Source organism: Bradyrhizobium canariense, assembly GCF_900105125.1.
Taxonomy (GTDB): domain Bacteria; phylum Pseudomonadota; class Alphaproteobacteria; order Rhizobiales; family Xanthobacteraceae; genus Bradyrhizobium; species Bradyrhizobium canariense_A.
The window spans coordinates 2,090,661-2,104,661 of record NZ_LT629750.1 but is presented as its reverse complement, the minus strand read 5'-3'; the positions used below and the strand labels follow the sequence as shown (position 1 = coordinate 2,104,661).

Sequence of the window (14,001 nt, the reverse complement as noted above, 5' to 3'; positions counted from 1 at the left end):
CCGCGTTTTTCAACCGCCAAACGCTCTGGATAGACATCTCCGAACTGCTTGCTTCGGCGAGCCGTTGCTCAGCATTCTTCCCCAAGCTTACGCAGACAACGCGACGGCCCGGACGTCCGGATCAACGATCCCCTCGAATTTGGCAAAATTGTCCTGAAACATCCGTACGAGTTTGTTTGCGGTGACGTCGAACGCCCGCTTGTCGCTCCAGGTCTCCCGCGGTTTCAATATATGGCTGTCGATACCTCTTACCGCCGCCGGCACGCGAAATCCAAAATAAGGATCGACATAGAACTCCGTGTCGTTAAGCGTGCCGTCAAGGGCAGCTGTCAAAAGGGTGCGGGTCACGTTGATCGGCATCCTCTGCCCGACGCCATATTTCCCGCCGGTCCAGCCGGTGTTCACCAACCAGCAGTTCACATTGTGCTTTGCAATAAGAGAGCGCAGCAAGTTGCCATAGACCGAAGGATGGCGAGGCATAAACGGCGCGCCGAAGCACGTCGAAAACGTTGCCTCTGGATCCGTCACGCCCTTTTCGGTTCCGGCCACCTTGGCGGTATATCCGGACAGAAAATGGAACATCGCCTGCGCCGCGTTCAATTTGGCGATCGGTGGCATCACGCCAAATGCGTCGGCAGTGAGCATGATGAGATTGTGAGGGTGCCCCGCGCGTCCAGTCTTCGATGCGTTGGGAATGAAATGCAGCGGATACGCGGCGCGTGTATTTTCCGTCTTTGAGCCATCGTTGAAATCGCACACCCTTGTAAGGGGATCAAATACCACGTTTTCCAGCACCGTTCCGAAGCGTTGCGTCGTTGCATAGATCGCTGGCTCCGCTTCGGCATTCAGCTTGATTGCCTTCGCATAACATCCGCCCTCAAAGTTGAAGATGCCCTGCGGTCCCCAACCGTGCTCGTCGTCTCCGACCAGCGTGCGCTTCGGATCGGCGGAAAGGGTAGTTTTTCCCGTACCCGACAGTCCAAAAAATACTGCCGCGTCGTCATGCGATCCGACATTCGCGGAACAATGCATGGGCATGACGCCGCGAGCAGGAAGAAAATAGTTCAACGTGGTGAAAACCGCCTTTTTGATTTCACCGGCATACGAACTGCCTCCGATCAAAACGATCTTGCGCGAAAAATCGATGGCGATCACGGTCTCGCTGCGCACCCCGTGACGCCTGGGATCCGCCTTGAAGGTCGGAGCGCAGAAAATGGTGAGTTCCGGAGCGAAGGTCGCAAGATCGCTGCGGTCGGGCCGCAGTAGCAGAGTTCGGATGAACAGTGAGTGCCAGGCGAGCTCCGTGAAGACGCGGGTCGTTATTCCATATTCCGGATCGGCGCCCGCACGAAGATCTTGGGCAAACAAGGTCTTCCCTGCGGAATGCGCCATGAAGTCGTCATGCAGAAGCTGGAATTGCTCTGGGGTCATTTTCCCGTTGTTGTCCCACCAAACGGTGGTATCAGTCAGATCGTCGCAAACAATGTATTTATCCTTGGGGCTGCGGCCGGTGTGGGCGCCGGTTTCGGCGCAAAGCGCACCACCGGATGTGAGCTCGGCTTCACCGCGGGTGAGCGCGAATTCATAGAGTTCGGGCTCGAGCAAATTCCAGTAAATCGCATCTAGCTTCTTGAAGCCGAACTTGTCTGCTCCACACTCCGGATTCCTGAAGCCGTGCTCGAACATCTCAGTTCTCCCTGTGGCGTGGCCGGTTAGTAGCGCCGTGGATGTTGATGGTGATCGGTCGATCAGCATGGGAAGGGTGGCGAGGACGCCGTAACGTCCAACGCTCGCCGTCCGTGCGGCGAAGCGACGAAATTTGCTGTTTGTTTGCGGTTCGTCGCGTTTTAGACAACCCCGCAATCAATACATTACGATTGGAAAGGCTTGGCTGGTCGAAGATCCATACACTCAGGCGATCGGCGGACAAATCACGACCGATTTTATCGGGCGCTGCATCGCAATCGCTGCCAGCGAGCATATTCAAGATCACGCGTCCGTCTGAATTCAGCCTGTTCACAATTGAACGACAGGTAGCTGGACTGAACTGCTCCTCATAACAGAACCCCGGTCCTCCGACGTCGACCGCAATGCCGTCGAAGTGGCGCCTTTCGGCTGTCAGATAGCGCTGGAAATCATCGATGACGCACGGAATGCCCTTTGGCATTCCGAAAAATTCCCGTGCGAGGTCGAAACTGATCGGATTGCAATCGACCACAATCACATCTTTGCCGGAACGCGTCAGCATCGTTGCGAGATTTCCTCCTCCGCAGCCCAGAACCAAGACGCTCTTTGCATCGTTTAAAAACCCCTCCATCATTTTCACGTAGGGAAGCCGGCTCTCTCCGGTCGCCGAGCTCTGGCTCTGGAAAATCTCTCCTTCGCGGTAAAGACGATCGCCGGTTCTTTCGCATTCCCAGATCGCAATCTCGTCTAGCGCTCCCTTATAGCGACCAATGATTTTCACTGGTTTTAGTCCGTTAATTTCGATGTATAAAACATCATTAGAGATGGTCAGTAAATATATAACTAATGATTGCAATTGAGTCTAGCCGCGTGTGAGAGGGCCTGCGGCGTATTTATCCTCGCCACTCGATCAACACTCGGAGTTCGACTGAGGTATGCCAAGGTGAGTTGAATTGCGGCCTGGCGCGATGATTGTCTATTGTTCGTGAGCCGCTGCTTGAGCATTCGCACCGAATCTCGCCACTCCAACGCTCATCATTGCCAACGATATGATCGGTGGGCGTCGTGAACCGCAACGAAATCATCAGGATATCCGCGGCACGATCAGGGTCCGAAGGGTTCATCCGCCGGGATACGCGCAGCGGTCAAATCAATGAACCGGTGCCTTGTCGTCGCCATTCCAACAGCCGTAAGAAGATAAAGCAGTTGTAGCAGTGGAATTAGGGGCCAGATTGCCGGATCATCTCCAGCCATCTCTAAGTTTTCAAATCTATGCTGTGCGTAAGAGGACCTAGCAGTGTTGCCAACAATACTGCGATGCCCTGCATCAACGCTGCGATCCCGCTCGGCTGGAATAACCGCAACATCGAAGCTGTTTCAAGACGTAACGGCGCTTGAGTCCGCCCGTTCTAGCAGCGCAAGAAGACCCTGCAGCATTGCTGTTGGTGTCGGGGGGCAGCCGGAGATGTGGAGGTCGACAGGGACCACTTCGGAGACGCCTCCAACCACTGCGTAGCTACCGGCGAAACACCCGCCATCTCGAGCGCAATCTCCGATCGCGACGACCCATTTGGGATCGGGGACCGCATGATAGGTGCGCTCTAACGCATCGCGCATGTTCTTCGTGACCGGCCCGGTTACCATCAGCACATCGGCATGGCGCGGTGAGGCAACGAACCGGATACCGAAGCGTTCAACGTCGTAATAAGCATTGCTAAGCGCGTGGATCTCGAGCTCGCATCCATTGCACGAACCGGCATCGACCTCGCGTATGGAAAGGCTTCTGCCGAGACGCCGCCGCGCGACCCGACCGACGGCTGTTGCGAGCTCGGTGATTGCGGCATCGTCCAAAGATGGCGCCCGCTCGGTGAATGGCCGGCGAAACAGGCTGTCGAAAAGTAGCTTGCGCATCTGGTGCGGTCCCTAGAGATCGTGGCCCGAGTAGGAGCAGTTGAACGACTTGTTGCAGAGCGGGAAGTCCGCGACGATGTTGCCCGCGATTGCGGCCTCAAGCAGCGGCCATTGAAACCATGATGGGTCGCGTATGTGGCATCGTTCGACCCGACCATCCCTCAAGCGGAGCCAAGCCAGAACGTCGCCGCGAAATCCCTCGACGATTGCCATACCTTCGCGCGGCTCCCGCCGATGCGCCGCATGCGTTCCCATCGAGCCCTCTGGAAGCCGGTCCAATATCTGGTCGATCAGAGAGAGGCTTTGCTCAACCTCGCGCACGCGGATCCAGACGCGCGCGTTGACATCGCCTTCGTTCAGGACCGGTACCTCGAAGCGCAAGCTTTCATAAGGCGGATAAGCAAGGGTCAGGCGCGCGTCAAAGGATCGGCCTGAGGCGCGGCCTATGAATCCCCCGGCGGCATATTGTTTGGCTAATGCAGGTTTGAGCACGCCGGTATCGACGGTACGATCCTGTAGCGACGCAGTATTGTCGTACAGCTCGACCAGAGCAGGAAAGCGCAGGCGGATATTAGCCAGCGTCGCCTGGATGATTTTCGCCCCGTCATCGTTCAGGTCGTGGGTCACGCCTCCAGGTACGATGATATCCCGCATTAATCGATGACCGAATGCCGTGTCGGATGCACGCAGGACGCTCTCCCGCAACACGCTGCAATGAGCATGCATCAGTGCGAAGGAAGCATCATTGCAGATTGCGCCAATGTCGCCGAGATGGTTGGCGAGCCGCTCGAGTTCGGCGAGCAGAGCGCGCAGCCAGACCGCACGGTTAGGTACGACAAGCTGCAGGGCCGCTTCGGCGGCCCGCGAAAATGCCAAAGCATAGGCGACAGTGCTGTCGCCCGACGCGCGTCCGGCAAGTTTGGCCGCCCGCTCCAGACTGGCTCCGATCATGAGCCCCTCGATGCCCTTGTGGGTATAGCCTAGCTGCTCTTCCAACCGGACCACGGTCTCTCCGCTTGCGGTAAACCGGAAATGCCCAGGCTCAATAGTGCCGGCATGCACCGGGCCGACCGCAACCTGGTGCAGACCATCGCCTTTCGCCGGCAGGAAGCGATAGGGCGACGGCTGCGACAACGCGTCAGTGCGATCTCCCAACGGGAAACGCGTGCCCCAACGGTTGTGATCAAGCCAGGGGCGTGGATCAGGCGAGCCTTCCGCCGCCAGTCCATACAGATCGTGGATGGTGCGCTCCAATCGAAGCGCCGGCGGATGATGCTTACCGACCGATGGATAACTGCGATCGGGACAATCGAGACTGATGACAACTATTTCCGCCGTACGTGAATCCATGATCGCCATGTGTACCGTCAAGGATTCTCCCCAAAGGCCAAGCAGGCTCCAGCGTCCCTGGGTCAACTCGCTTGCTGCAAAAAGCCATACCGACGGATCGACTACCGCCCGCGGCGACGGGCTGTGTTGCTGGACCCGACGGCCCTCCAGCATGAGATCGATCAGCGATGGCATTTCCTCTTAATCCCTTAACTATCCAAGAAGGTGAGCCACATGCTGGAACCAGGTGACGAGTGGCGTGGGAAGATAGATTCCTGCGATCAAAACCAGTGAGAGATGGGCAAACATCGGCACATAGGATGCCTCGGCCGGCGCCGTGCTGCCGCGTGGGTCGCCGAACGCGACGCTTGTCAGGCGCAACATCAACGCGCCAAAGGCCAGCAAAAGCCCGAAGACCAGCACGATTGCGAGCAGGGGTTGCCGCGCGAAGGTCGAACTCACGACGAGAAACTCGCTCATGAAGATGCCGAGGGGCGGCAATCCCGCGATCGCAACGACGCCAACCACCAGACCCCAGCCGAGCGCCGGATGAGTGACCGTTAAGCCGCGGATGCTGGCGATCTTCTGCGTGCCCTTGATCTGCGAGATATGGCCCACGGAATAGAAGATCGCCGACTTGGTCAGGCTGTGCATCACCATGTGCAACAGCCCGGCAAAATTGGCGAGCGGTCCGCCCATTCCGAACGCAAACACGATGATACCCATGTGCTCGATCGAAGAGTAGGCAAACAGACGCTTGATGTCGCGCCGACGGTAGAGCATGAACGCCGCGAATACGAGCGAAACCAGGCCCATCGTCACCATCAGCGGGCCGGGAGCGATCGCCGCGGGATTGGCGGCGAGCAATATCTTGAAACGCAACAGCGCATAGAGCGCGACGTTCAGCAGCAGGCCCGACAACACCGCTGATATCGGCGTGGGGCCTTCGGCGTGTGCGTCGGGCAGCCAGGCATGCAGCGGGGCGAGGCCGACCTTTGTCCCGTATCCGAGAAACAGGAATACGAAAGCGACATTGAGAAGGGCAGGGTCGAAATTCCCAGCATGTTCGACCAGGACCGTCCAAATCATGCCATCCTGGCCTTCGCCCACGACCGGGCGCGCCGCCATGTAGACCAGGATCGTGCCGAACAGGGCGAACGCTATTCCGACGCTACCGAGGATGAAATATTTCCACGCCGCTTCGAGCGCGGCGTGGGTGCGATAGATGCCGACCATCAGCACAGTGGACAGCGTCGCGATTTCCACCGCAACCCACATCAAACCGATGTTGTTCGACACAAAGGCGAGGTTCATGCCGAACATCATGGTCTGATACATGGCGTGGTAGAAACGCAGGTATACCGGCGTCAACCGGCCGGTTTTGAGTTCGTGAGCGATATAGCTCGCGCTGAAGATGCTGGCTGTGAAGCCGACGAAGGTATTGAGTACGATGAAGACGATGTTCAGATCATCGACAAGCACGTACGGCCCAGGCTGTGGACGTTCGATCACGAACAACGAAAGCGCCGAGAGGAATGTCAGCAAACTCGCGACAACGTTCAGTCGGGCGGTCAGCCAATAGCCCGGCAGCGCCGCCAGCAAAGCTGCCGCACCGATCGGAATCAGCAGGATGGCCGCCACGGGATCGAAGGAAGGTACACTCATCGCCGCTCGCCCCGGAAGTCGTCGAGTGCGGAGATATCAACGGAATCGAAGCGTTCGCGGATTCGGAACAGAAAGATGCCGATCACGATGAACGCGATCAGGATCGAGAAGGCCACGCTGATCTCGACGACGAGCGGCATGCCCTTGGCGCCGGTAGCCGCCAACACCAGGCCGTTCTCAAGAGACATGAATCCCACGACCTGGCTGACGGCGTTGCGGCGGGTTACCATGACCAGCAGTCCGAGCAGAACGACCGACAAGGCAAAGGCCAGATCCTCGCGCGCCAAGGGGTCGGCCTCCGGGGTCACCCGCAGCATCAGGACCATCGAGAGGGCGACCAGCCCCATCCCAGCCAGCATGGTGGGGCCGATACCTACGACTGACTCGATGTCCCGGTGGATCCCAAGCTGCTTGACGATGCGGTGCAGCGCCACCGGGATCACGACCGCTTTGAAGACAAGTGCAATTGCCGCGGTCACGTAAAGATGAGGCGCGTCCTGGACGAAGGCCTGCCAGGCGACGGAAAGAGCGAGCACCAGGGCATGCAGTGCGAACACGTTGAGCAGCGAATAAAGCCGGTCCTGGTACAGCATCATGAAGCTGATCAGGACGAGCCCACCTGCGAGCGTATGCGAGACGTCGAAGGAGAGGCTGTGCATCTGCATCAGAAACTCCTCGACACGAACAAGAGGAGCGTCCCGAGCAGGCCGAGCATCAACGCGGCGCCGAGAAATTGCGGGATACGGAACACCCTCATTTTCGCCGTAGCGGTCTCGAACAGCGCCAAGAAAAAGCCGGCAACCGCAAGCTTGACAATGTAGGCGCCGGCGCCGATGGCGTATGACAAAGGTCCGGTACCGAAGACCGCTATCTTCCAAGGCAAGAACACGCAGGCGATCAGCGAGATATAGAGCAGCAGCTTGAGAAACGCGCCAAATTCAATCATCGCAAGATGACGGCCCGAATATTCGAGAACCATCGCCTCATGCACCATCGTGAGTTCCAGGTGCGTGGCCGGGTTGTCGACCGGGATTCGTGCGTTCTCGGCGAGCGCCACCATGATGAGCGCGATTACCGCCATTCCCAGCGACACCCGCAGCCCGACCCAGGACGAGGCCATGAAGTTTGCCACGGTCGAAAGCTGCGTTGAACCGGCGACCAGCGCCATGCAAAACACGATCAGGAGCATCGCCGGCTCCGCGAGCGCCGCGATCATGACCTCGCGGCTCGAGCCGATGCCGCCGAAGCTGGTTCCGACATCCATCCCCGCGAGCGCCAGGAAGAAGCGAGCGCTTCCCAGCAGCGCGACGATGGCAATCAGATCGGCGGTCCAGTTGAATAGCAGGCCGGTAGCAAAAGTCGGCACCAAAGCGGCGGCGACCCAGATCGCGGCAAAGGTCACATAGGGCGTCACCCGGAACAGCCAGGAGGCGTTGTCGGCCAGCACCACCTCCTTGCGGAGCAACCGCAACAGATCGCGATACGGTTGAAAAACTGAAGCTCCCCTGCGACGCAGGAGCCGAGCCTTGATCTTGCGCACGAAGCCGGTCAGCAGTGGGGCGAGCAGGAGCACCAGCGCCATCTGAATGCCCTGCACGAGGATGTCTGAGATCACGACCATATCGCGAGTACCAGGAGCAGTGTGACAAGGGTGGCAAAGACCAGACTGAGATAGCGCCGGATGGTCAGAAACTGCAGACGATTGAGTCGATCGGCAGAGAAGCCAACTGCTCCTGCAAGCGGCTCATACAACCCCTCCCAGACCAGATCGTGCAGCTCGATCCTGAGCCGCGCCGGCCGGATATCCCCGGGAGGCGGCATCTCGACGTGATCGCGGGCGTGGAATACGAGCGTGCCGAAAACGCGACGGATAGGTTGAGCAAAGCTTACGCCCGAATACTGAGCCGCAGGCGTCGGATCGGAAAAACCACAGCCCCAGGCGGGCGCCCGTCGTAGCGCATGAGACGCGAAGCGATGAATGAAATAGACGGCGAGCGATGCGGATATCGTGATGAATACCATCACAAGCAACCCGTTGTATGAGCTACGGCTCTCCGCAATTGGCACGATCGAAAGCCAGGGTTCATTGGCCTGGATCGGCATGCGGCCACCCAGGATCTCAGCCGTGATCGGCGACAGCGTATCGATCACCGGTCCCGGCAGGATTCCGGCGAGCAGGCAAAGGGCGGCGAGGATGAACATTGCCGAGAGTGAGTATCGGTCGACTTCTGTTGCGGTTTCGGCCGCGATGCTCCGCGGTCGCCCAAGAAAAGTCACGCCAAATGCCTTGACGAAACATGCTGCGGCCAACGCGGCAGCCAGCGCCAATAGCGCCCCGACCGCGGGCACCATGATCTTCAGGGCCCACTGCGGTAATTCCGGACTCTGTAGCACGGCCTGGAAGATGAGCCATTCTGAGACAAAGCCGTTGAATGGCGGGAGCGCCGATATCGCGACGCAGCCGACGAGAAAGACGAAGCTGGTGAATGGCATCCGATGGATGAGGCCGCCCAATCTGTCCATGTCCCGCTCGCCTGTCGACGTCAGAACGGCACCCGCCCCGAAAAACAGCAAGCTCTTGAAGAAGGAGTGATTGAGCACGTGAAACAGAGCTGCCGTAAAAGCGAGCGCCGCCGCCAGCTTCAGCCCGTTGGCCTGAAAAGCCAATGCAAGGCCGAGGCTAACGAAGATGATGCCGACATTTTCTATCGTGCTGTAGGCAAGGAGACGCTTAAGGTCCTTTTCCATCATGGCGTACAGAATCCCCATGACAGCGGTAACGCCGCCAAAGAAAAGCACGACCGCACTTGCCGACCAGGTCGGTTGCCCCAGTAGATCGAACACGACGCGAATGAAACCGTAGATCGCGACCTTGGTCATGACGCCACTCATCAGCGCTGAGACATGGCTGGGAGCCGCTGGATGCGCGAGCGGTAGCCAGACGTGCAACGGCACAAGGCCGGCCTTTGAACCGGCTCCGAGCAACATCAGGATCAATACCAGGGCGGCCACATATGGCGTATGTTGAGCGGCGCGAATGGCCGCAAATCCGTAGTCTCCCGCCGGTCCCGCCAGCAGACCGAAGGCCAGCAGCAAAGCAAGGGTGCCGAAGCTCGCCATGACGAGATAGATGTAACCGGCCTTGGCGTTACCGGGTTCGCGGTGGTGCGCCATGACGAGCGCCCAGGAAGCAAGCGACATGAATTCCCAGCAGAGCAGATAGGAAAACGCATCGTCCGCCAGCACCACCAGATTCATGCCGGCCAGAAACGCCGGGAAGAAGGGCAAGACGCGATGCGGCGCTGGCTCGTGGCGGCCGTAGCCAAACCCATAAAGACTTGCTGCTGCGCCTCCCAGATTGACCACAACAAGGAAAAATGAGGCCAGTGCATCGATGCGAAAATGGGCTCCGAGCCACGGCAGTCCAATCGGCAGGATCAGATCCGTCGCATTTGCCGTGTCGCCAACCAGTGAACGGATGGCCCCGATCAACCCGATCGCCGAGACCGCCAACGTCGCGCTATAGATGACGGCCGTGGAAATCTTTAAGCGGCTCAGAACTATCGCCAGAACTGCCAGTCCCAGCAGTCCAGCAACACAAACCATTTGCAAAACGACGGCCGACATCAGGTGCGTGCCCTCGTTCTGCTTGATGCCTTGATCTCTATCTGACCATCGAGATAGGTCTTTGCTGATCCGGAATTGATTTTCAGCCGAACCCCGCGTCCCGCGGCGCTGCTGACCGCCCCTTCGTCGATCAATTCAATGCCGGCGGCGTCAAGAGCTGCGATCAACTTCACAAGCGAATCGACGTTGCCTCGAACCATTGTCTCACTTGCTTCCATGCGCTGGATGGTTGGCACCGAAAGGCCGGACAGTTCTGCGAGCCGGCGCTGATCGATACCGAGAAGCACCCTGGCCGCCCGCAATTGAGCTGCCGTGATCATCGGTCTGCCCCACTATGGGGCCCCAAGCCAATAGCAAACATCATTCGTAACTACTAACTTACGATGTTGAAATGTCAATAAGTGATATTTCATATATCTATTCTAAAGGATGTCACCATGCGTCGTCCTACATGCTCCGAAGCTCTCGCAAGAAACAACGGGCGCTGCCGTTTCTCATGCTGTGTTGCAGGCCGAGTGAAAGATCGGCCACGGGCGAACATGACAAGGACGATCGTCATTGCGCGGAGTAGTGCGGTCTGTTCGATCTGCGGAGACAATCCAGCCAGCAGCTATTGGCTGGCTAAGGATATGCGCGTGCCGGGCGCCGCCGCCGATACGAGGGCGGCGTCAGGGGCGATGTTTTGGTTCACCAGCGAGATTGAGGATCCGACCTGACAAGGAGCAGAGGCGGGATCTAACCGCTCCACTAGTGCGCACTTCATGAGTTCGTTCGGCAGGAAATGATCATGTTCACTCTTGATGAGGTTTGCTCGCCCTTTTTGTCAGATCACTTTCGGCCAGAGGTGGAACGCCGCGATTTCCCGTGGGGGTCATCAATACATCCAAGGAGTTGCAGTTGGCGACTTCGATAATACTGCGCGCTGGCTTCAGGGCCCCGGCCCGTCGCTGCCCAGCATAATGTATCGAGCTTTGTCGAGCCGCACGCCAGAGACCGTCGCCTTTTTGGTAAGACGAAACTCGATGGCACAATTGTTACGATGCCAGCGCACCAGGTCATTTAGTGATGAAGAAATTTAAACGTCCAGTTTACGCCCGCGGGAGAAAAATCCAGTTTACCGCTTCCGTTTAGGGCCCGAGGCACGATTTGCTCAATCACAACGTGGCCGAAGCCTCGCCGTTGCGGCGGCGCAACGGGGGGACCACCCTGTTCACGCCAATGGATTCTAACCCTGTTGTCCGTCTCGCCGACCTGCCAGCGGATCAACACCTCGCCCTGCGGCCCCGATAACGCCCCATGCTTCGAAGCATTGGTCGCCAGTTCGTGCAAAGCCAGGCCCAAATGTTGCACGGCGTCGGGTTTCAGGATCACTGGAGGGCCGGCGGCGTCGATCCTGCCTGCGTTGGTTTCGCCGAAGGGCCGCATCTGCGCTGATACGAGATCGCGGAGCGAAGCGCCGTGCCAGTTGTCCTTAACCAGCAGATCATGACAATGCGCAAGCGCCTGCAGTCGCTCCGAAAAGCGCATTTGATACTGCCCGACATCGCCCGCGTGTTGCGCAGTCTGGTTGGCGACCGCCATCACGACGGCAAGGAGATTTTTGGTGCGATGTGAAAGCTCGTCGATGATAAACCGGATGTGTTCTTCACGGCGCCTCTGTTCGCTGATGTCGATGTGAGTTCCAATCCATCGATAGACGGTCGACGTCGTGTCGCGCAATGGAATCGCCCGGGTCAGAAATGGGCGGTACTTTCCGTCCTTTCCGAGCAATGATAGCTCCATCTCAAACGCTGTTCCGTCCTGAAGGGATTGCGTCCAGCAGCGGCGAGCGTCCAACAGCAAAGCTGGGTCGAGAAGAGTCTGCCAGTCATGCGCGCGGGTATCTCCGGCGGGCACGCCTGTGTAGTCGTACCAATGGCCGTTGAACCAGAAGATCGCGCCGTCGGCCTCAGCCATCCAAACCAGTTGCGGGATGGAATCGGCCAATGTATGAAATTGCCGCTCACTTGCGAGCAGTGCTGCTTCGACGCGTTTGCGTTCGGTGATCTCCTCAGCTGCGACGTTGATACCCACGATCTCGCGATCCGGCCCCCGGACCGGATGCCAATAGGTGATCCATGCGCGGTCTTCGATCTGATCGGGGCGTTGCCCGGCAACCTCGATTCCGGCCACCGGCTCGCCGGTTGCCATGATGGAGGCCATGATCGCTTCCACGGTTTCGGCCAACGCCGGTACGCATTCTCGTACCGTTCGTCCCAGATGCCCTTCGACAGAAATGCCGCATATTTCGGTGAGGCGCTGGTTTATCTGCAGATAGCGGCAGTCAGGAGACAAGAACGCCAGCCCGATTGGCGCAGTATCGTAAATCAGCTGCAACGCGGGCTGCTGGGCGAACGGCAGGCCGGTCAGGGATGTTGGCTGATCTGCCTTCGCGTTACGGTCTGCCTCGTCCGCCAACAGATCCCTCCTAGCGATTCAGGGTAGGCGCCCTGCACCCGGTCCCTCGAGACACCGATCGAGCTTACACCTTTTTTCCAATCTCATACCAAGGGCCTTCGGAATTGATCCCTGCCGAATTGTGCGACGGCCTCGAATTGAGGTCGTGCTGACAGCGAGGAAAGAGCCCGCGGCACCGGTTTCGTCGACAGTGTCGCCTATGAATCTGCGGAGACGGCAATCAAGTCTGTGAGCGTCCTGGCGCGAAACCGCCAAAAGTATGTAGAAAATTTCGCGCCTTGACGTTCGGAGCGTCGATATGGGTAACTGCGCATAATGGTAGGTCGGTCAAAATTGATTTGAGACAGAACAGACGTGGAGGCAGTCGCTCTGGCGGTCGCCCGGCCTTTTCTTGGGCACAGGAACAACCGAAGTGGGGCGGCGTAAACGTTCGCATAGCCGGAGTATGCGGTCTGGAACTGGATGTACCAGCCTCAAAGGGAAAACCATTTCCGTGCCGGCGCGCGGTCGAAGCCTACGGACGCGCACACCCCGGACGACTGCGCGCACCCCACCGCGAAGCGCGCACACGCACCGTCACGGTGACGGTGCCCGATCTCGGCGACGACAAGAAAAACCGTGCGCTTGAACAGCTCGTTGTTGATTTTGCCGCGCGGCTCGCGCGCTATGCCGAGAGCGTCGGCTGAAAGGTTGATCCGGACCACAAGATTAACAATCGGGAGGACGATCATGAAAAAGCTGATCAACAGGGTCGATACGGTGCTCGAAGAGAGCCTTGACGGCCTGGCCGTAGCGCATGCGGATATCTTGCTTCTTGGCGTCGAGCGCAAATTCATGCGCCGCCGCACCCTGAAGCCGGGCAAGGTCGTAATGGATCAGCTAAGCCTCTTGAGTGAGGTCGGGATCGCGGCGGTGGGGTGAGGGTAGGCTATTGCGGAACGATTTTCGTCAACCATCCCGAATCGAGATGCTCCTATTGTGCCCCAACTTTTCTGGGGCACCGCCTTAGGGAATCAATTCGTTAAGCTATTGACCATGAAGGCTTTTATGGTGGGCGCACAAGGGATCGAACCTTAGACCTCTCCCGTGTGAAGAAATCTAGAGCGCAATTATGGCTGCTAGGTAGCCGTGGCGTACAAATAGGACGATAGCCAATCGAAGCTGCAAGCGCGGGCTGACGTGCAGGCGTGCTTCAAATTTTCGATCCAGCCGCAGGTAGCGCCAGCGCCAGGCAAGCATCCTGAATATTTTTGTCGTTGCTTGCGAGCATCATTTCGAAATGGCCTCTCTGGGCGCAGACGGGATCAGAAAACAGAACAAGAGGCT

12 protein-coding genes are annotated in these 14,001 nt (G+C 58.3%); 1 reads left to right on the top strand and 11 read right to left on the bottom strand.

What is annotated here, in order from left to right; translation table 11 throughout:
- Positions 1-87: 87 nt before the first annotated feature.
- The 11 genes from BLV09_RS10230 to BLV09_RS37175 all read right to left on the bottom strand — a co-directional run bounded on the left by BLV09_RS10230 (position 88) and on the right by BLV09_RS37175 (position 13,406).
- On the bottom strand, positions 88-1,686 hold the full coding sequence (locus tag BLV09_RS10230; protein WP_100381127.1) for a phosphoenolpyruvate carboxykinase: 1,599 nt from the start codon (positions 1,684-1,686) through the stop codon (positions 88-90).
- 1 nt (position 1,687) lies between these two features.
- Complete coding sequence (locus BLV09_RS10225; RefSeq protein ID WP_146687199.1) at positions 1,688-2,542, bottom strand: SAM-dependent methyltransferase; 855 nt, start codon at positions 2,540-2,542, stop codon at positions 1,688-1,690.
- A 521-nt stretch (positions 2,543-3,063) separates the two neighbouring features.
- The gene (locus BLV09_RS10220; RefSeq protein WP_100381129.1) at positions 3,064-3,597 is read right to left on the bottom strand and encodes an NADH-quinone oxidoreductase subunit B family protein; all 534 of its coding nucleotides are present in this window, start codon (positions 3,595-3,597) and stop codon (positions 3,064-3,066) included.
- A gap of 12 nt (positions 3,598-3,609) precedes the next feature.
- Positions 3,610-5,121 (bottom strand): NADH-quinone oxidoreductase subunit C, encoded by a 1,512-nt coding sequence (locus BLV09_RS10215; RefSeq protein ID WP_146687198.1) that lies wholly within the window; start codon positions 5,119-5,121, stop codon positions 3,610-3,612.
- Positions 5,122-5,139: 18 nt separating this feature from the next.
- Positions 5,140-6,591 carry a hydrogenase 4 subunit F gene (locus BLV09_RS10210; protein ID WP_146687197.1) on the bottom strand — a complete coding sequence of 484 codons (1,452 nt, stop codon included), beginning with the start codon at positions 6,589-6,591 and terminating at the stop codon, positions 5,140-5,142.
- Positions 6,588-7,250 (bottom strand): hydrogenase-4 component E, encoded by a 663-nt coding sequence (locus BLV09_RS10205; RefSeq protein ID WP_167559064.1) that lies wholly within the window; start codon positions 7,248-7,250, stop codon positions 6,588-6,590. Before BLV09_RS10205 ends, BLV09_RS10210 begins: the two co-directional genes overlap by 4 nt.
- A 5-nt stretch (positions 7,251-7,255) precedes the next feature.
- Positions 7,256-8,212 carry a respiratory chain complex I subunit 1 family protein gene (locus BLV09_RS10200; protein ID WP_146687196.1) on the bottom strand — a complete coding sequence of 319 codons (957 nt, stop codon included), beginning with the start codon at positions 8,210-8,212 and terminating at the stop codon, positions 7,256-7,258.
- A complete protein-coding gene (gene hyfB, locus BLV09_RS10195; RefSeq protein WP_146687195.1) occupies positions 8,203-10,218 on the bottom strand; it encodes a hydrogenase 4 subunit B in 2,016 nt (671 codons plus the stop codon). The genes BLV09_RS10200 and hyfB overlap by 10 nt, the downstream gene beginning before the upstream one ends.
- Positions 10,218-10,538: a helix-turn-helix domain-containing protein gene (locus BLV09_RS10190; RefSeq protein ID WP_100381135.1), complete on the bottom strand. Its 321-nt coding sequence runs from the start codon at positions 10,536-10,538 to the stop codon at positions 10,218-10,220. Before BLV09_RS10190 ends, hyfB begins: the two co-directional genes overlap by 1 nt.
- A gap of 739 nt (positions 10,539-11,277) precedes the next feature.
- Positions 11,278-12,675: an HWE histidine kinase domain-containing protein gene (locus tag BLV09_RS10185; RefSeq protein WP_244549026.1), complete on the bottom strand. Its 1,398-nt coding sequence runs from the start codon at positions 12,673-12,675 to the stop codon at positions 11,278-11,280.
- Positions 12,676-13,148: 473 nt separating this feature from the next.
- A complete protein-coding gene (locus tag BLV09_RS37175; RefSeq protein ID WP_167558555.1) occupies positions 13,149-13,406 on the bottom strand; it encodes a hypothetical protein in 258 nt (85 codons plus the stop codon).
- On the opposite strand from BLV09_RS37175, the gene BLV09_RS10175 reads away from it, so the two are divergent.
- Positions 13,405-13,596, top strand: a complete 192-nt coding sequence (locus BLV09_RS10175) for a hypothetical protein (protein ID WP_433994389.1) — start codon at positions 13,405-13,407, stop codon at positions 13,594-13,596. The genes BLV09_RS37175 and BLV09_RS10175 overlap by 2 nt on opposite strands.
- The last annotated feature ends 405 nt before the right edge of the window (positions 13,597-14,001 follow it).

Coding starts and splice junctions, on each gene's coding strand:
- BLV09_RS10210 (WP_146687197.1), bottom strand. CDS start 6,591: ATGAGTGTACCTTCCTTCGATCCCGTGGCGGCCATCCTGCTGATTCCG.
- BLV09_RS10205 (WP_167559064.1), bottom strand. CDS start 7,250: ATGCACAGCCTCTCCTTCGACGTCTCGCATACGCTCGCAGGTGGGCTC.
- BLV09_RS10230 (WP_100381127.1), bottom strand. CDS start 1,686: ATGTTCGAGCACGGCTTCAGGAATCCGGAGTGTGGAGCAGACAAGTTC.
- BLV09_RS10215 (WP_146687198.1), bottom strand. CDS start 5,121: ATGCCATCGCTGATCGATCTCATGCTGGAGGGCCGTCGGGTCCAGCAA.
- hyfB (WP_146687195.1), bottom strand. CDS start 10,218: ATGTCGGCCGTCGTTTTGCAAATGGTTTGTGTTGCTGGACTGCTGGGA.
- BLV09_RS10220 (WP_100381129.1), bottom strand. CDS start 3,597: ATGCGCAAGCTACTTTTCGACAGCCTGTTTCGCCGGCCATTCACCGAG.
- BLV09_RS37175 (WP_167558555.1), bottom strand. CDS start 13,406: ATGATCGTCCTCCCGATTGTTAATCTTGTGGTCCGGATCAACCTTTCA.
- BLV09_RS10190 (WP_100381135.1), bottom strand. CDS start 10,538: ATGATCACGGCAGCTCAATTGCGGGCGGCCAGGGTGCTTCTCGGTATC.
- BLV09_RS10175 (WP_433994389.1), top strand. CDS start 13,405: ATGAAAAAGCTGATCAACAGGGTCGATACGGTGCTCGAAGAGAGCCTT.
- BLV09_RS10200 (WP_146687196.1), bottom strand. CDS start 8,212: ATGGTCGTGATCTCAGACATCCTCGTGCAGGGCATTCAGATGGCGCTG.